This is a genomic window from Alteromonas sp. ABH4_454 (genome assembly GCF_056311775.1).
The window spans coordinates 3353284-3370729 of record NZ_CM149972.1 but is presented as its reverse complement, the minus strand read 5'-3'; the positions used below and the strand labels follow the sequence as shown (position 1 = coordinate 3370729).

The following is a 17446-nucleotide window of genomic DNA, read 5'->3' as shown; positions in this document are numbered from 1 at the left end:
TATTTATTCCGCATCGTTCTTACCCAGTTCTGACGTCATTTCAGAAAGGGTCTCGCTGCAGTCTTTTGCACTGCTTATTATTTTATCTAACGCCGCTAATGCTTTTTCGGGCGCAACATCACCATTTAGTGCCATTTTTACTAGCTCCGCCTGCATAGATATTCTATTTAAAGGCTTGCGAGCATCATGTACGAAAACACTTAGACGTGAGAATTCCTCGCTCGTCATATCGAGCACCCCTTATTGTTCATCTTTGCTTAGATCGCCGTAGGCATGAAGGCGGTTGTACAGCGTTTTAGTACTTATCCCTAACATTTCTGCGGCCGTGGTTTTATTGCCACTTACTTTTTCTAACGTGGCGTAGATAAGCTCTTTTTCTACATCTTCAATCGTTCTTCCAGCTTGAAGGGCAGGTGTCGTACTCTGCTTCTGTGCAAAAGGAGATTCAATAGTTTTAGGTAGTTCAATCTCACTCTTCTCAGGGTCACTCATAATTGCTGCACGGTGAACGAAGTGTCTTAACTCACGAACGTTTCCTGGCCAATCATAGGCTTGAAGCGTTTCAAGTTGATTATCTTCCCATTTAAAATTAGAACCGTTATCTTTGTTAAATTCTGCAATAAAGGTTTTCGCTAGCAGCGGAATATCTTCTTTTCGTTCACGTAATGGTGGGATAGTGATTGGGAAAACGGCCAATCTAAAATAGATATCTTCGCGCAACACTTTGCTTTGCGCTATTTCTTCCATTGTTCTGTTTGTTGCAGATACTACGCGACAATTTACCGGTATAGATTTTGTGCCACCTACGCGAAGCACTACTTTATTTTCAAGTACGCGCAAAAGGTTGGGCTGCATATCGATGGGCATTTCTGTGATTTCATCTAAGAAAAGGGTGCCACCTTCCGCCTGCTCAAACACACCTTCTTTACGACCTACCGCACCAGTGAAGGCACCTTTTTCATGGCCAAACAGTTCACTACCAATCAATTCTTTAGAAAAGGCACCACAGTTTGTGGCGATATAAGGACCTTCACTTTCAGAAGCTCGGTGAATTGCAACTGCAACCACTTCTTTACCAACGCCACTTTCGCCTAACAGCATGACGTTAGCACTTGTTTTACTGACTCTTGAAATGAGTTTGTATAACTCTTTCATCACGGGAGACTCGCCTATCAGCAAATCGAAGTGTTTTTCAATTGTTTCTTCTTTAGGTGTTGTGTCTTTTTGTTTTTTACTTAGAACAGCCTCAATTTCTTCGCGCTGTATTGGCTTTACAAGGTAGTCCACTGTAGGGCCACATAAGCCTTTAATCACGCTTTTAACCGAAGGGTGGCCGGTAATTAAGGTAACACGAGGGCGCTTGGGAAGCGCATCAAGTTCATTAAATAGATGAGCGCCACTACCATCAGGCAGCATAAAATCTAACAGTACGTGATCGAATGTTTCTTTCTCAAGCCAATCACGGGCTTCAGCTAATGTAGCAGCGGTTAGAACGTCGTGGCCTAAAAATTCAATAATAGTACAAGCTACTTCTGTAAACTCGGCGTCATCATCAACTAAAAGTACGGTTAGCACGTGGATGTCCCTCTCTATTACTTTCCATTTAAAATATGGAATAAAATCAATGTTATAGTTTTATCATAAACAGCAAGGAAAAATAACTAGATACCTAGTTTTGAGCGTTTATTTCCAAGTGTTATGTTGTATAGGTCATGTAACACTACATTAGCATCTAAGTAACTCACCTCAAGCATGTAAGCTTAATTCAGCGAACGACTGTTTAATACTTCGGTTCCACCATTTGCTCTAATCGGGTTTCGATCTATCAAATACAGACTGAGTGTTACCTATTTACAAACGACTGCAAAAAGTATTCCCATTGCCTTATAAATTGTGTGTGCATAGAGCTATGGCACATTTTTCGCACAATTTGTTGGGGGAGCAATTTTATAATTGGTGGAAAGAGTAGATAAAATATACCGAAGGTTTGCGCATAGTAGGTCCGCATTTGCTCTCTGAAATTAGGGGATTACAGCTAAATTTATGTCAAAGGAATTGAAAATGTGGGCAAAAACAGCTGAGAGATCAATGACCTTAACCGAGCTGCTGACAAAAATGCAGCCTCGGGCTAGTCAAAATTTATTTTATTTTGCAGACTTTTGGGAAGTAATGGAAAAACGGGGCTTTGGCCCGATGCTAGCGCTTCCTTCCTTTATCGCCTGCACCCCTATAGGCGCTATTCCCGGTGTACCTTCTTTAACCGGTGTGACGATTTTACTTATTGCATTGCAAATATTACTCGGTAGCAGACATCCATGGTTACCTCAAAAAGTTATGGATATACATTGCGATGCTGATCAACTACGCCATATAGTGGAAAAAATAAAACCCTATGCGGCTAGTGTTGACCGATTTCTCGTTCCCCGTTGTTTTTTTATGAGACAGCCCGTGTTTCGCTCTTTAATTGCATTGAATTGTGTTGGCTGCGGCTTGGTAATGGTTCCGTTAGAGCTTATTCCCTTTATGGGTCTTATTCCCGCATTAGCAGTGTTCATTATGGCGGTTGGTATGGCTACAGACGACGGCGCAGTAGCCTTGATAGGTGTAACAATCTCGCTGTTTGGTTTTGTGTTAGGCTTTCAGCACCTGCCTGCAGTGGTGAGCTAATGCGCGAGCTACTTATACATCAATCAAGCATAAACTCAGAGGTAGGCAAGTTCATTGTTTGGTACCTCAGTTCTCCCATAAATGCGCGTGCCGCTGGGCCTAACGTGTCTCCATCTTCGAAAGAAAGATAGAGAAGGGCTTTTCTCAACGCCGCATTGTTATCCAAAGGAAGCGGTACTAACGTACCATTTTCTAATTCATCCTTGATAATGGCTATAGGTAGCCATGCAAATCCTAATCCTTGAGCGATGATATCTAAAGATGTTCTCACGTGACTCACTGTCCAGCGCTGTTCTGCACCCAGCCAACCCACATCCGCCTTGCGCTCTGCAGATGAGTCGCGAACGACAATCTGACGATGAGTTTTAAGATCTTCTAAGGTAAGAGTTCTATTTAATTGATGCAAAGGATGTTTAGCATGAGCCACCGCGGCGAACTCGATTTCACATAAGTCTTCGCTAAAACCATTCGGAAAGACAAAGGGAGAAATGCCCAAATCTACTTTTCCGCTACTTAATAACGCGTTAGCTCCGCTAAGGACGGTTTCCTCTATTTCTATACGTAAGAGAGGAAACTCTGCAGAGACTTTGGCAAGCACGTTATACAATAACTCAGAAGGGAAAATAATATCCACAGCTATACGTAGTGTTGTTTCTGTTCCTACTTTTAGGCTACTTGCTACCGCTTCAAGCTTGTGAGCTTCGTTAAGCAAAAACGAAGCGCGGCGATACATGAGCTCACCCTGCGGAGAAAGCTGTACTTTACGGCCAATATTTTCAAATAGTGTTACACCAATGGCATTCTCAAGTTTTTGAACAGCGTGATGAACACTAGATTGACTTTTATGTACTTCTGCAGCTGCTTGATTGAAACCACCAGCATCAACAACGGCTTTAAACATACGCCATTGTTCGAGTGTAGATTTAAGCATACGACGCCCTTAACCCGCTTTATGGGCTACTTATAGCATAGACTGATTATACAAGTCACTTTTCAAGAGCGAGGTTAATAGATGATACAGGGCACGTTACTACTGATACGTTCTCGTATCCCATAAGCATTAATTGCTCAGCGGCTAATTTGGCACGAACGCCAGATGCACAATGAATGTAAAGCGGTGTAGAGGCATCTTTGAATTTCTCCAGTGCTTTCATCTCGAGCACGCCTCGTGGAATGTTGTGGGCAGAGGGGACTGGCTGGCTCGCTGCTTCATTGCTTTCCCTGACATCGATGAGAGCGCCATTATTGTGCACTAGCTCTTCTGAAGCTTTTTCTGCAGTGACGCATCGAATATCGAAACTGATGTTCTCAATCCGAGTTTTAATATCTATTAGCATAATACTTCCAATTGATAACGACTTTATGTAATTAGAATAAGGTTAATCTAATGTAAGGACCGAATCTCACTAAAACAATATGAATTACCGGAATTCGTCGCATATAATGGCAAGTCGGCAAAATGTCTTATACTTTAGTATAATTAATAGCTAAATTATTGCCAGAAATGTTAAAGAAAGGAAGTGCTTATGTCTGAAGATATGGTAATAGGTTCAGAGGATATAATGGAACATGCGGTGGAAGCTGAGATCTTCCTTAAGCAATTTGCGAATAAAACACGTCTTATGGTGCTTTGTTCATTGTTGAAAGAGGAAAAGTCGGTAACCGAGCTTTTAGAAGTAGTCAATGTTTCACAGCCCGTGATTTCTCAACACCTTGCGCTATTGCGAGAGTCGAAAATGGTGGCTACGAGAAGGGAAGGGCAAACAATTTACTATCGACTAGCGGATGAACGTGTCAAACGACTTATTGCGCTTATGGACGAATTCTTCTGCAAGTAACTTTTTCGTATCCATTATTACAACGACAATGTCCGTGCCAACACGGACATTATATCGTTTAACATTTATTCAAATTCAAATCTTAGACGATCTATCCAGTTGTTTACTCGCTATCCAGTTGCTTTCTCAAAAGGGCAATGTAGTCCTCTTCTGCAATCCTATCACTATCAACCTCTGGTCTATTGACCAATTCGTCATGACTCAGGTTGACCGCAACACAGTGTGCCGCCCAATCGATATTTTCAATGTCTCTCGGTAATAGCGCAAGATGTTTACCGCCTGGAAGCCAGTTATTGGTATCAACCACTAGCATCACAATTTTCCAACTTCGCGTGTCGATTATAAAATTGCTTATGTGTCCAACGTTGTCGGTAGTCGTAGCAACCTCATAACCTCCCACTTCGCCAACAGCCCTCAAATGATTACTCGTTTTTTCAGGGTGAAGTGTTTCGGATTCTTCTGCTTGCTGTAATTCAACAAGCTCATTGGGATGTGCAAATTCTCCCCATGCCCCTGGCCCAATCCAGTAGTAGCCGTAACCAAAGTACTTGAAGAGATTTTCTTCATACTCTCTAGAAACGGGCTTATGTTCATCAATTGACGGACTATTCTTTAACTTTTCAACAGTCATATTTACGTGAACAGTGTCATCACTGCTATCTAGCTCTGTAACAGCGATAGGAGAAATAACAACTTTTCTGCTAAGGGGAAGCCACGTATTTGTATCTGCAACCAAATAACGTACGGTAAACGTCTCATCGTCAAAGAGAATATCGCGAACACCGCCTACCTTGTCATCAACGGCGTGAATAGAAAAGTGAGTAAGCTGTTTTGAACTAATGATCATCGTTGCGCCTCCTTTGCTAGGGCTCTTTGTATAGAGTGACAGTTACCATTAGTTAATGTCACTCTTTAATACTCTAAGTGTAGACAGTCCTTAACCTTTCTTCATTTTCTTCTTGCATAGCCTTGATTGAGATCATTTATCATCTAAAACAAAAAAGCTCGCCTGAGCGAGCTTTATAATGTGAACTGGTATGATTTTAACTTAAGCAACATCAAATTCTTCTTCAGAGTAATCATCATCGTATTCTGATTGATTGCTAGCGCTGCTGTGGAGGGTATAAAAGTGTTTTTTCCCTCTTGCCAGCCTGACATATTTTGCCCACGCTTTTTCAAGGTTATTCACTGCTTCAACTTTGCCATTGATGAATGCAACGAAATGTTGCTCATCTTCACTTTCTGGCGAAAGTTCACCGCTTTCAAGGCCTAATAAGGTCTTGCCATAATTAGTTAAAAGATCTGCTTCAGTGATACTGAAGTCACCTGATTTACGAAAGCCATAGGGAAACTTTTGACGGTCAATATATGGTTTTGGAGATAGTCGAATAGCTAAACTTTTCATGTTGTACCCAACGTATTGTTTTGTTCAGCGCACTTTTAAAATAAATAAAAATGAAGATAAAACAAAAGATTTTTCTCTTATCAATAAAAAATTTTTTAACGGGTTAAAAAGTAACGGAGACTCAGAGGAATATTCTTGCAAATGGGGCTTTTTAGAAACTGTTTGCAAAAGGTTTTTGTTCTTTAACCTTCTGAAATATAAGAGTATATCCGGATTTTTTTAGAGGGTTGCTGTTGTGGGCGTATTGTCACAAAAATGTCATATGGAATAGCAAAACACGCATGTGAGAATACAGCAAAGATATCATCAAAAATTCTTGTCGCTACGATGATTAAAATTCGTTTTCTATTTTTCGGCTTAGGATGATAATGAAAAAGTGTTAACAATCCAGAGAAGTCAATGAGTAAAGACTATCGTTACCAGCGTGATGAATGGGACTCGGTAGAAGAGGAAGATCTTCACGCAAAGAAAACAAATTCTAAACGTCATAGCTCTGTAAAAGTAAAACAGAAGCGTGACTTGCAACGTCGTGAAAAGCAACGACGTTTGCATCAAGAAGAGTATTAATTAAGCGAGTTGATGAATTTTTAATTAAGCGCACCGGTTATAGCGGTGCGCTTCTGTGCATTTGTATTTACTTACCGTATTATCTATGTCAGTTTAGAGTCATATCAATTCGGTTGTAAATTAAGCATGGATATACGCTTTCTCACCACTTTTATAGAGGTGACAAAAACACGTCACTTCGGTAAAGCCGCTGAAAATCTCTACCTTACTCAATCTGCCGTTAGTGCTAGGATAAAGTTACTTGAAGAGTATTTTCACACGACGCTTTTTATTAGGCAGCGCAACAGTATCCAACTTACCCAGTCCGGAGAAAAGTTGCTTCCCTACGCTAAGCAATTATGCGCCACACTCAACGAAGCCAAACAAGAGCTGCAAATACAGTCATCTGAGTATGTAGTTTGTGGAGCGACACAGCTCGCCAGTGAATTGCTATTGCCTACAATGCTAAGCCATCTTCACAACTCATTTCCTGATTGGTCTGTAAAGGCAGAAGTCTTGACCCTAGATACTCTTTCCCGCCAACTGCACGAAAGAGTTACAGACCTCGCTTTTTCTACAGAGCCACTCAAATCTGAGGAAGTAAATAGCACAGTTTTGATGGAACATGAAATTGCACTCTATCGTGTTGGAAAGAATTCGGATGCTGTTAATGCCGCTGATTTTGTAGCAATTGACTGGGGTACTAAGGCTAGGGACTGGCTTCTTACCGCCTACCCGCAGCTTCGCGATGCAAAATTAAGGACCAATTCGTTAAATCTTGCTCTTAACAACTTACTTAGCGAAGGTGGGGTAGCCGTGCTACCCACTAATATAGAAAAACAGATACCAGCCAATGTTAACGTGACTAAAATTGCGACCCTTGAAAACGTATCATTGAAATTATACATACACAGTATGAAGCAAATACGGCGTGTTGGCCTTGACGAGATTATAGACAGCGTATCTACAGTAAGTTAAATGCAACCAATAGGTTTTGCGCGAGTGCCACTATATATGGCACATAAATGACAGAATTAAAAAGAGAGTACTATGTCCCAAATACATCCTTTACTAGAGAAAAACGCATTTCAGCGCTTAGAAGCTAGCTTGGAGACGATTAAATCCGAAAAAAAATTGTTTATCCTTAAAGATGAACATGGTTGTGTCATGCTAACCACTGACGAAGAAGATGGTGTGCCGGTTTGGCCAGACGCTGAACTTGCGCTTTTGTGGGCCACAGAAGATTGGGCACACTGTGAAGCAATGGAACTCACTACAGAAGAATTTTTAACTAAGTGGGTTCCAGGTATGACGCAAGACGAACTCATGGTTATTGTTTGTCCAGTTCCAGCTGAAGAAGGTGAGGTAATTTCACCACAAGAGTTTGCTGAGTACCTTTAATGTATTATTCAGGGCGCTGCAAGTTCAAAAGTTCCGGGTGATCTTAAGCACAGAGCTTGGGGTAGTCATTTAGTAACTAGGTAGAAACAATTGAGCGGTAGTGTAATCAACACGCCACTCGTTGTCTCTACAGCTCTTGTTATTAGATAACCCAAGGGAGGCGTTATGTTTACTGAACAACCCACAATGAACAGCTTATTTAGTCAACTCGGTCTAGGAAGTTCAGATGAAGAGATCGCAGAGTTTTTCGAAACTCATAGAGGGCTAAATAAAAGCCAGCACTTACACGAGGCGCCGTACTGGAATGAAAGCCAGTCCGCATTTCTCAAAGATGCTATCGTAGAAGATGCAGCATGGGCTGAGGTTATTGACCAGCTCAACGCAGAACTACACGAATAACACTATTTAGCAGGCATCTATCGCATTCATAGCTTATTTCTAATTTTTTAAAAAAGGCAGTATACGCTTTGTTACACCCAAACATTGATGATTTGTGGTTTGTCCCCTTAGGGGGGACAGGCGAAATTGGTATGAATCTGAATTTATACGGACACAATGGTCAATGGTTGATGGTGGACTGCGGGGTGTCATTTGACGAGCCCCTTGTTCCGAAATACAAAAGTGACACTTCAGTAGGCGGCGTGTCTTCGCCTAAGGGTGTTACGCATCGAGTAGTGGCACCTGACCCAGCTTTCATAGCTAAGCAAAAAGATTCATTGGCCGGTATTGTGATCACTCACGCTCACGAGGATCATGTGGGCGCTATCCCTTACCTTTGGGAGCGATTTCAAGCGCCGATTTACACTACCTCATTTACTGCTGAGGTCTTAAGACGCAAGCTTGCTCGGAGCAAGCTTGCGAATCGTATCCCCATCGTTGAAGTAGACGCTGGTGACACTCGGCAAATAGGCCCTTTCAGCGTGAACTGGTTGGCTATTACACATTCTTTGCCTGAGCCCTTCGCACTTAAAATTGAGACATCCGCAGGCACTGTTTTACACACTGCTGATTGGAAAATCGACGCTAACCCAATCACTGGATTGCCCTTTGATGTAGACCTTTACAAGCAGTTAGGTAATGAAAATATCCTTGCGTTAGTCGGCGACTCTACTAATGCACCTAAGCCTGGGTTTTCTATCTCTGAACGAAATTGTTATGACGGCTTACTCAGTACTATTTCCCCGCTCAAAGGCAGGGTGGTTGTGGGGTGCTTCGGCAGTAACATTGCAAGACTTGTTTCATTGGCTAGGGTTGCTAAAAAAACTAAGCGCTACATGGCGCTTTATGGACGTTCACTGTTAAACATGTACGGCATTGCAAAACAGCAGGGTATCTGGCCCTATGATTTACCGATAACCGACCCTCAACACTTGGGTTATTTGCCCCCTCATGAGGTTTTAGCAGTAGCAACGGGAAGTCAAGGTGAGAAAAATACAGCCTTAGCCCGCTTGGCTCGCGACAACCATCCCCATTTAAGTTTGGACAAAGGCGATGCTGTTATATTTTCATCCATAATTATCCCTGGTAACGAAGAGAGTGTAGGGCGTCTGAGTAAGGCGTTGTCGGCAAAAGGCGTTGCGGTGATTCATAGCGAGGACAGTTCCTTGCCTATTCATGCCAGTGGCCACCCTTGCGCAGAAGAGCTAAAACTTATGTATCACTGGGTAAAACCTAAAATTGCTATACCGGTGCATGGTGAGCATGAGCATTTACAGGCACATGCAGATATTGCTAAGGCGTGCGGGGTTAAGAAACACTACGTGGGACAAAATGGCGATTTATATCGGTTATCTCCTCAGCCCAGCATTCGCCGCCAAGTTGTTCCAGTGGGGCGGGTGCCAGTTCAACAAGACTAAACTTTTCGAAAAAAGTAGGGTAGAAAGAAAAAGTATTTGCATAATTTAATCATTCTTTAATCCTTTTAAGACTTACTTTTTGCGTTATTAAACTTCTTGTCGCTAGTGTAATTAGTTTATTAATATCAATGCGATACCAGTATCTTAAGGAAGTGTAAAAACCTTCTTTTGAAATTGCCCATGTTTCGAACATTCTGGTACACTTAATTGCATAATAAAAATTTAAATTATGCGAACAACTTGTGATGAAGTTTTTATCCTACCTGATTCTTTTGGTTTTTACTTTTTGTACTTATGCAGAAGCTTCTCCACGGCTTACCAACCCAGTTTTCCAATCGCTCTCGACAAAAAATGGTCTGCCACAAGATGTCGTTAACGACATTGCAATAAGTGATGATGGGTTTGTATGGATTGCCACAGAAGGTGGGTTAGTGCGCTGGGACGGCGTTAGAACAAAACGGATAACAGATTCATCTAACACGCTACTTGATTCGTCAGTTTACAGATTAGCGCTGCAAGGCTCTGAAGGACTTTGGTTTAGCATTTTCGGAAAAGGCAATTACTATCTAGATTTAGCTACTCAAAAAATCGTTCAAATAGAGCCTACGAGTTACTACGATATTGAAGGTGTGGTTCAACACGCCCAGACATTTCATTGGTACACCAAAAATAAATTGGTCATTGCGCTTCACGAAGAAGTTCAGCTTTTCGATACTGAAAAAAATAAATTAACGAGTATTGCTAAGCTACCTACCGAGCTTTTAGAAAATAACCATATCATTCGCGCTGCTATTACTATCGACGACATTTTGTTGATAGCAACATCCAAAGGCGCTTATATAAAAAATATACACGATACAGAACAGCCGCTGGTTAGCCTAGATTACTTAGGTGAAACACCACAGAATATTGACAATATTAACGCAAAATTTCTGCTGTTGGATAAGCAAAATAGAGTATGGATTTCGACGGTGCTTGGCGTATTCGTCACACAGAAAGAAGACTTTTTAGCGCAAGTGAATGGCGTTAAAAGGAATGTATTTGAGCAGGTAGTTCCTGATAGGAATGTGTGGACTATGGTTCAGCACAAAGACAATGCGTTCTGGCTGGGAACTAATAAAGGCCTGTATCAACTAGTCAAATCTTCAAAAGGTTGGGAGAGCGAACACATTTTAGAGCCTAACAACGGGTTCACTGAAATCTCAAATAAAAAAATTTCAGCAATAGCGAAAGATGAAGCTGATAATTTGTGGATGAGTTCCGTCTACGCAGGCGCGTTATATTTTGGCGTTAAAAGTGCTGACATGTTTACTATTCAGAACGAGCGAGCGGCAGCAGACAGCACATTAACCAGTCATATAGTGTGGACCTTCGCAGAAACCGAGCCCAATAAAGTATGGATAGGTACTGACAATGGGCTAAATCATTATGACTTCACAACAAAAACATCTGACAAATTTCTTTATTCTGACAACAAAGTTTATGGTAAGGGAGCGGTAGATAAACTTATTCCGCTGCAAAACGGAAAGTTATTTGTAAGTACTTATGACGGCATCCGACTCTTCAACCCGAAAACAGAGGAATTGTCTCGCCCAGAAGTACTTAGTGGAGGAGATAATGCTGTCTTTGATACTTATGGCTCCGGCATGGTTCTATCTAATAACGATGTTTTATACTTTATTGGATATGAGGGCTTTTTTAAGTATGACGTAAATAATAAAGCAATCTCTCCACTTAATTTAGACTCACGAGTTTTCGATATCAATTTCTCTTACGGCTTTATAGGGCAGTCTACCTATCACAATAATAGGTTGTTCTTGGCTACCAAGGGAGGCTTGTGGTTAATAGATCCTGAGACTTCGCAACATGAACTTGTTTATCGTTTCCCAGAGTCGCAGCGCGGAAACGAGCGCTCAATATCATCTTGGGTCATTGACGATATGGGCGTACTATGGCTTGCCTATAGTGGGGTCGGTTTAATTGGCGTCGATGCCGATACATTCGAACCCCTATACAATTTAAACGACACCAATATTCTGTTATCAAACATAGTTTACGGGCTTCAAAAAGATGAGTTTGGGAACATCTGGTTTAGCTCGCATAAAGGCCTTCACCGGTACGATCCTTCCACTGCACAAATCAAGAATTTTATATACGGTCGTGAGTTAAGTGTTTCTGAATTTAATCAAGGTGCTTCATTGAAGCTTAATGACGGAAGGCTCGCCTATGGCTCAACAAGTGGTGCCGTAGTATTTTCGGCCTCCCAGCTTGAAAGTTTAGATACAGAGAGGAGTTTACTTAGCAAACAAACGGCTATAACTGAAGTTGCCGTAGACAATCGCGTTCTTAGCCAGCCCTTAAAAAACTTAAGTGGTCACCATTTTAATCTAGATTATGAAGACTATGGATTAACCATTCACTTTTCTTCGCTCGCGATGTCTGGAATAGGTAAAGTTAAATATTACTATAAGCTTCTCAATGGTGATCGGGTAGTAACAGAAGGTGTTACCGACGATGCGAAAATAACCTTTACTAATATTGAGCCTGGAGATTATGTATTCACCGTGGCGCCGACGCCAGGTAGCTTCGAATTTAACGTATTGCCAGCAGAAATAACGCTCTCCATGCCTTATGCTCCACTTCGTTCACCACTGGCTTACTCCTTATATGCCACGCTTGTTGTTGGCCTTTTAGTGGCTTATTTACTCTCTAGACAACGTCACTTGTTTAGGCTTCAAAAGGCGCAACAACAGGTTACCTTATTTAGCGATGCGTTTAGACAAACTCGGGACTGGGTACTTATTTTTGATAAAAATAAGCGTTTAGTTGCCGCGAATCCCGCCTTCGAGCAAGTGTTTGGATTTAATAGCAGGGAGCCACTACCTAAACAGTTATCTCGTCTATACCTGCGTTATCCCAACCTTAATCGTCACCTTTCGGGCAAGTTGCCGGAAATGCAAGGCGGTGATTTTTGGAAAGATGAAACTGTTATTGATGGTGCTGACGGTAAGCGTTACGACGTTTTGATAGATATAACAGCGGTAAGTGGCGAAACTAATGACGCAGAACACTATCTGATTGTTATATCTGACATCACCGAGCAAAAAAATGCAGAACGCAAGCTGCTTAAAATTGCCACCTACGACAGCCTTACTGGTTTGGTCAACAGGACGTTATTACTCGATAGACTTGAGCACGCCATAGGGCTTGCGCGTCATCATGGGCATCGTGTAGCTGTGATGTTTGTCGACCTAGACAGATTTAAAGGCATTAATGATAGCCTTGGTCACGATTATGGTGACAAACTTTTGCGCATTGTTGCTAATAGAATGCGAAACCTGGTGGCAGAGTCGGGTACGGTTGCGCGTCTTGGTGGCGATGAGTTCGTGATTGTTATTGAAGAGGTGGGCGCCGACGATGATTTAAGTTCATTTGTAGCGCAAATTATTGAATCGGTAGAAACACCTATTTCATTGGCTGAAGAAGTGCTTCGTGTATCTTGTAGTATTGGCGTTGCTTTTTACCCAGAAGATGCGTCTGAACCTGCCGAGCTTATCAAGCAAGCTGATGTTGCTATGTACAGCGCTAAAAAAGATGCGTTGAGCGGTTTTACTTATTTTACAAGTGATATGAATGAGCGAGCAAAAACACGCTTGCAGATAGAAAACAAAGTAAAACGCGCTTATTCAGATGACTGCTTCTTTAATCACTACCAGCCCATCATAGATGCAAGAACTAATAAAACAATTGGGGTAGAACTACTGCTTCGAGGAAGATTAGACGAGGAGCCGCTATACCCCGATCAGTTCATTCCTGTTTTAGAAGAGCTTAAATACATCATTGAAGTGACAAGGCAAGCAATGCGCCGCGCGGCTCAAGATTTGTCTTTGTGGTATGAAAAAGGCTTTGACGGTTATGTGTCAATAAACCTATCTGCCCTGCACTTTAAAACTGAGTTCGACTTAAGCGGGGTACTAAGCCTGTTGAGCGAGTTTGGTTTACCTAAAGAGGCATTTAGATTTGAGATCACGGAAGGCGTATTGATGGACGATAGCGACAATGCTTTACGGCAGATTGAGCGGTTCGTAAAAGAAGGCTTTGTTTTAGCGTTAGACGACTTCGGAACAGGATATTCATCGCTAAGCTATTTAAAACGCTATCCGTTATCGGTACTAAAAATTGATAAAAGCTTCGTTAATGAGATGGCACCGGGTAATGCCAACGAAGCCTTAGTAACAACGACTATCGCGCTTGCAACGAACTTAAAGATGAGTTGTGTTGCAGAAGGCGTTGAAACACAGGCGCAGGTTGACGAACTTATCGAAAAGGCCTGTTACTTCCATCAAGGGTATTTTTACGCAAAGCCATGCACGGCAGATGAAATAGTGCCCATTCTGTTTAAAAACTGGGCTGAGTGACCGTATCTAGTTTCGGCTTTTAGCGTTAAACAATCATAAAGAGTGAAAAGCCGAATGTATAAAAAAACTAAATTTAGCGCTCAAATTGTTGTTATTCATCGCAAATAATGTAAACGCTTGTTTAAAAAGCTTGTTTTTCAATAAAAAATAAGGCTTATTAGAAGTCTGTGAAATCATTGTAAAAATGAGCTACATTATAACAACATATGAGTGACTTATGCCGCTAGACATGACAGTAAACGCAAATACCACGGAAGTAATAACATCGCCATTAAGTATGTTGTACCACTGGGAAAAAGAACGTGGCAACGACGTATTTCTTACGCAGCCAATTAACGGTGAATATCACGACTACACTTGGAAACAAGTTGCGGAGCAAGCCCGAAAGGTGGCGGCACGTTTACGTGAGCTAGATTTCCCACAAGGCAGCCGTATTGGTATCTTTTCTAAAAACTGTGCAGAGTGGTTTATTGTCGACCTGGGCATAATGATGGCAGGTCACGTGTCGGTACCTATTTTCTCTACAGCCGGCCCTGATACGGTTCAGTATGTGCTGAAACACGCTGATGTACAGTTGCTGTTCGTAGGAAAGCTTGATAATACTGCTGAACAGGTAGCTTCAATTCCTTCAGAGTATCTTACTGTTGCCTTCCCTTATCCAAACATTGCTACCAAACAGCAGTGGAAAGAGTTCATGGATATAGCGCCAATTTCTGATTTGCCTGTACCTGACATGAACGACATGATGACAATTATCTACACATCAGGTAGTACGGGGCAGCCTAAAGGGGTAGTCCATAGCTATAATACGGCTTGTTGGGCAGCGCGACGTTCACTGGATCAGTTAGGCATCAACGAAAACGATCGCACTATGAGTTATCTGCCCCTTGCACATATTACAGAGCGCGTGCTTGTAGAACTTTCAAGCTACTATAGCGGTGGAAAAATTCATTTTGTGGAAGACTTAGCGACCTTCCAACGAGATGTAGGTCATTGCCAGCCTACGCTGTTTATTTCTGTGCCTCGCCTATGGACGAAGTTCCAAATGGGCGTATTAGCGAAAATGCCACAGAAAAAGCTAGATACCTTGCTCAAAATACCCTTCTTAAACAAAATCGTAGCCAAGAAAATCCGAAATGGCTTGGGTATAAATAATGCGCGCTTATGGGCGAGCGGTTCTGCACCATTGGCGCCAACTGTTATCGAATGGTTTGCGAAAATCGGTATCTACATTTCCGAAGGGTGGGGGATGACTGAAAACAGTGCCTACGGTACTGGTAGTGTACCTTTCCGACACGACAAAATTGGTTGTATCGGTAAGCCTTATGACGGTGTTGATATTCGCACATCAGAGGAAGGCGAAATTCAGGTTAAGTCGCCATGCAACATGCTGGAATATTATCTAGAGCCTGATAAAACCGCTGAAGTTTTCACCGAAGACGGTTACTTGCGCACTGGCGACAAAGGCGTCATAGATAACGATGGCTACGTCAAAATTACCGGACGTTTGAAGGACATCTTTAAAACGGCGAAGGGTAAATACGTAACGCCTGCACCCATTGAAGCTAAATTTATGGAAAACCCTGTCGTTGAACAGGTGTGTGTAACGGGGACTAACTTACCTCAACCGGTTGCGCTTTTGGTATTAAGCGAAGAAGCGCAGAAGAAAGATAAAGCAAGCATTGAAGCGAGCCTTAAGAAAACCTTTGAAGCTATTAACGCTAAATTAGAGAGCCATCAGGTAATGGATCGCGTTGTAGTAATGAAAAACGAATGGAGTATTGAGAACGATTTACTTACCCCAACGCTAAAGGTTAAGCGCCACGTGCTAGAAGAGCGATTTGTTGACATTATACAAGGTAATTACAGCGATAAATTGGTGTGGGTTGACGCGTAAATCGCCCGTTTAGCTATATTTTTCTGACTAGATTAAAAAAAGCTCTGTCCTTAGACAGAGCTTTTTTGTAGTAGCCTTATAAAAACAGTCAGGCGTTAAACAGGCTATTCCTTTCGCACCTCTAGCCTCGACACAGCACTCTCTATTGTAAGCGCCACACGCCAATGCCTAATACACTACTGGGGTTAAGCATTATCGGGCTATAGGAAGTTTAAGAAGGGTAGCGAGCGCGTAAACCTTCGTAGACTAAGTCGCTAAAATCAGGTTTCGTTAAGTCAAGGGCATCCATAACTTCTACTAGGTGCTCATTGTCTTCGCGGCCTTCCCATACTTTAACGTATGTTCCTTCTTTGTAACCGTTATCTTGACGGAAGAAATTAAGAACATTTTTGCCAACATATTGCCGATACAACTCGTCAGCGGTCATTTCGCATTGGCTTACGATAAACATAAATAGTGGAACGCTGAATCGTTTAGCAGCGCACAGACCTGTCATTAATTCTAAATTATCAAGAAGGGACTGGTTAGATGCGTCGTAGTCTTTGCCATCGAAGGTTACTTGGGTATTGCCACTTGCCAGCTCAGACGCAATGCTTTTGGCAGACTCAGTGATATCACCTCTATATTCAATAATGCAGGCACTCAGCGCAAAATGCCAAATATCAACCAGCTCCATTTGAAGCTGCGGCAAGTCTTTCTTCTGTGCTTTCCACCATTTCCAGCCGTGATGTTCAATGGCTTCAACTGACTCAACCATAGCTGCACGCAAGTATCCATATCCTGCATTTAGCCAGTCTGGGTTTACTTTGGCGTTCATTTTATCTTGAAGAGAAAGCATGGTGGCGAGTTGTTGGGCGGTTAACATTGTTGCTCCTGACCGTGAATGTGTAATGCATCTTTTAAAGGCGAAATTGTACTTGAATGACGATGAAGGAGAAACTGCTAAATTTTAGCCAATAATAGTGAAGCATCTTCTTTACTAAGTGCTTGCTTGTGGTGCACTTGCACCAGAGTAAAACCATGACTGATTAGTCATATTTTCGAAATAACTCTAACTTATTGAATTGTATGCATTATAAAGTTGGCATTCTACCTGCAAAACCTAGAGGGTTAACAGTGCTGCCCAGTAGCGCTAACGTGAATGAGTGCCAGGCAACGCTTATTCACGTTGTTACTGAGTAGACCGTAAACCTTACCCATACAGATTTTTCGTGTCCTGAGGTCTGTATGGGTTTTTTTTGTCTAAAAAACGATACTCTTAGTTTTCTCGTATATCCGATACCTAGCTTTCTCCATTACTTGTCACTGAGTTGTTTGGATACGGTTGTTTATACCAATGCTTTAGTCCTTATTTTTATCTTCATAAGACATTTGCTTATCTATTTTTTTTGAGAAATAACTTAACTACTTGGCCTAAT

At 41.9% G+C, this 17446-nt stretch carries 16 protein-coding genes; 9 read left to right on the top strand and 7 right to left on the bottom strand.

The window, feature by feature from the left end:
* Positions 1-3 precede the first annotated feature (3 nt).
* Both ACYX4W_RS14790 and ACYX4W_RS14785 read right to left on the bottom strand, forming a co-directional pair.
* A complete protein-coding gene (locus ACYX4W_RS14790; protein ID WP_474806248.1) occupies positions 4-228 on the bottom strand; it encodes a hypothetical protein in 225 nt (74 codons plus the stop codon).
* Between the two features lie 12 nt (positions 229-240).
* The gene (locus ACYX4W_RS14785) at positions 241-1575 is read right to left on the bottom strand and encodes a sigma-54-dependent transcriptional regulator (protein ID WP_476073674.1); all 1335 of its coding nucleotides are present in this window, start codon (positions 1573-1575) and stop codon (positions 241-243) included.
* Between the two features lie 468 nt (positions 1576-2043).
* On the opposite strand from ACYX4W_RS14785, the gene ACYX4W_RS14780 reads away from it, so the two are divergent.
* Entirely contained in the window at positions 2044-2667 is a 624-nt protein-coding gene (locus tag ACYX4W_RS14780; protein WP_476073673.1) for an exopolysaccharide biosynthesis protein, read from the top strand.
* Positions 2668-2686: 19 nt separating this feature from the next.
* Here the strand turns inward: ACYX4W_RS14780 and ACYX4W_RS14775 are convergent, their stop codons facing one another.
* Together ACYX4W_RS14775 and ACYX4W_RS14770 are read right to left on the bottom strand one after the other, a co-directional pair.
* Positions 2687-3598: a LysR family transcriptional regulator gene (locus tag ACYX4W_RS14775; RefSeq protein WP_474806254.1), complete on the bottom strand. Its 912-nt coding sequence runs from the start codon at positions 3596-3598 to the stop codon at positions 2687-2689.
* 55 nt (positions 3599-3653) lie between these two features.
* Entirely contained in the window at positions 3654-4004 is a 351-nt protein-coding gene (locus ACYX4W_RS14770; RefSeq protein WP_474856958.1) for a rhodanese-like domain-containing protein, read from the bottom strand.
* Positions 4005-4193: 189 nt separating this feature from the next.
* Between ACYX4W_RS14770 and ACYX4W_RS14765 the strand changes: the two genes are divergently transcribed.
* The gene (locus tag ACYX4W_RS14765; protein WP_474806257.1) at positions 4194-4505 is read left to right on the top strand and encodes an ArsR/SmtB family transcription factor; all 312 of its coding nucleotides are present in this window, start codon (positions 4194-4196) and stop codon (positions 4503-4505) included.
* A gap of 103 nt (positions 4506-4608) precedes the next feature.
* Here ACYX4W_RS14765 and ACYX4W_RS14760 read toward each other — a convergent pair whose 3' ends face one another.
* Entirely contained in the window at positions 4609-5352 is a 744-nt protein-coding gene (locus ACYX4W_RS14760; protein ID WP_476053895.1) for a PRC-barrel domain-containing protein, read from the bottom strand.
* A gap of 201 nt (positions 5353-5553) precedes the next feature.
* A complete protein-coding gene (locus ACYX4W_RS14755; protein ID WP_474856956.1) occupies positions 5554-5910 on the bottom strand; it encodes a MaoP family protein in 357 nt (118 codons plus the stop codon).
* 399 nt (positions 5911-6309) lie between these two features.
* Here ACYX4W_RS14755 and ACYX4W_RS14750 point away from each other — a divergent pair, with 399 nt between their 5' ends.
* The 7 genes from ACYX4W_RS14750 (at position 6310) to ACYX4W_RS14720 (ending at position 16028) form a co-directional block, all read left to right on the top strand.
* The gene (locus tag ACYX4W_RS14750; protein WP_474806263.1) at positions 6310-6477 is read left to right on the top strand and encodes a hypothetical protein; all 168 of its coding nucleotides are present in this window, start codon (positions 6310-6312) and stop codon (positions 6475-6477) included.
* Positions 6478-6603: 126 nt separating this feature from the next.
* Positions 6604-7434, top strand: coding sequence for a LysR family transcriptional regulator (locus tag ACYX4W_RS14745; RefSeq protein ID WP_474856955.1), 831 nt, complete (start codon positions 6604-6606; stop codon positions 7432-7434).
* A gap of 72 nt (positions 7435-7506) precedes the next feature.
* Positions 7507-7857 (top strand): DUF2750 domain-containing protein, encoded by a 351-nt coding sequence (locus ACYX4W_RS14740; RefSeq protein WP_474806266.1) that lies wholly within the window; start codon positions 7507-7509, stop codon positions 7855-7857.
* A gap of 165 nt (positions 7858-8022) precedes the next feature.
* Entirely contained in the window at positions 8023-8256 is a 234-nt protein-coding gene (locus tag ACYX4W_RS14735) for a DUF2789 domain-containing protein (RefSeq protein WP_014949810.1), read from the top strand.
* Positions 8257-8324: 68 nt separating this feature from the next.
* Positions 8325-9713, top strand: coding sequence for a ribonuclease J (locus ACYX4W_RS14730; protein ID WP_476073672.1), 1389 nt, complete (start codon positions 8325-8327; stop codon positions 9711-9713).
* A 245-nt stretch (positions 9714-9958) separates the two neighbouring features.
* Entirely contained in the window at positions 9959-14131 is a 4173-nt protein-coding gene (locus ACYX4W_RS14725; protein WP_476073671.1) for an EAL domain-containing protein, read from the top strand.
* Positions 14132-14348: 217 nt separating this feature from the next.
* Complete coding sequence (locus ACYX4W_RS14720) at positions 14349-16028, top strand: AMP-binding protein (protein WP_476073670.1); 1680 nt, start codon at positions 14349-14351, stop codon at positions 16026-16028.
* A gap of 211 nt (positions 16029-16239) precedes the next feature.
* Here the strand turns inward: ACYX4W_RS14720 and ACYX4W_RS14715 are convergent, their stop codons facing one another.
* Positions 16240-16893 carry a dUTP diphosphatase gene (locus ACYX4W_RS14715; RefSeq protein ID WP_474856951.1) on the bottom strand — a complete coding sequence of 218 codons (654 nt, stop codon included), beginning with the start codon at positions 16891-16893 and terminating at the stop codon, positions 16240-16242.
* Positions 16894-17446: the final 553 nt, after the last annotated feature.

Excerpts from the sequence above, each read along its gene's own strand:
- ACYX4W_RS14790 (WP_474806248.1), bottom strand. The coding sequence starts at position 228 with ATGACGAGCGAGGAATTCTCACGTCTAAGTGTTTTCGTACATGATGCT.
- ACYX4W_RS14780 (WP_476073673.1), top strand. The coding sequence starts at position 2,044 with ATGTCAAAGGAATTGAAAATGTGGGCAAAAACAGCTGAGAGATCAATG.
- ACYX4W_RS14775 (WP_474806254.1), bottom strand. The coding sequence starts at position 3,598 with ATGCTTAAATCTACACTCGAACAATGGCGTATGTTTAAAGCCGTTGTT.
- ACYX4W_RS14770 (WP_474856958.1), bottom strand. The coding sequence starts at position 4,004 with ATGCTAATAGATATTAAAACTCGGATTGAGAACATCAGTTTCGATATT.
- ACYX4W_RS14765 (WP_474806257.1), top strand. The coding sequence starts at position 4,194 with ATGTCTGAAGATATGGTAATAGGTTCAGAGGATATAATGGAACATGCG.
- ACYX4W_RS14760 (WP_476053895.1), bottom strand. The coding sequence starts at position 5,352 with ATGATCATTAGTTCAAAACAGCTTACTCACTTTTCTATTCACGCCGTT.
- ACYX4W_RS14755 (WP_474856956.1), bottom strand. The coding sequence starts at position 5,910 with ATGAAAAGTTTAGCTATTCGACTATCTCCAAAACCATATATTGACCGT.
- ACYX4W_RS14750 (WP_474806263.1), top strand. The coding sequence starts at position 6,310 with ATGAGTAAAGACTATCGTTACCAGCGTGATGAATGGGACTCGGTAGAA.
- ACYX4W_RS14745 (WP_474856955.1), top strand. The coding sequence starts at position 6,604 with ATGGATATACGCTTTCTCACCACTTTTATAGAGGTGACAAAAACACGT.
- ACYX4W_RS14740 (WP_474806266.1), top strand. The coding sequence starts at position 7,507 with ATGTCCCAAATACATCCTTTACTAGAGAAAAACGCATTTCAGCGCTTA.
- ACYX4W_RS14735 (WP_014949810.1), top strand. The coding sequence starts at position 8,023 with ATGTTTACTGAACAACCCACAATGAACAGCTTATTTAGTCAACTCGGT.
- ACYX4W_RS14725 (WP_476073671.1), top strand. The coding sequence starts at position 9,959 with ATGAAGTTTTTATCCTACCTGATTCTTTTGGTTTTTACTTTTTGTACT.
- ACYX4W_RS14720 (WP_476073670.1), top strand. The coding sequence starts at position 14,349 with ATGCCGCTAGACATGACAGTAAACGCAAATACCACGGAAGTAATAACA.
- ACYX4W_RS14715 (WP_474856951.1), bottom strand. The coding sequence starts at position 16,893 with ATGTTAACCGCCCAACAACTCGCCACCATGCTTTCTCTTCAAGATAAA.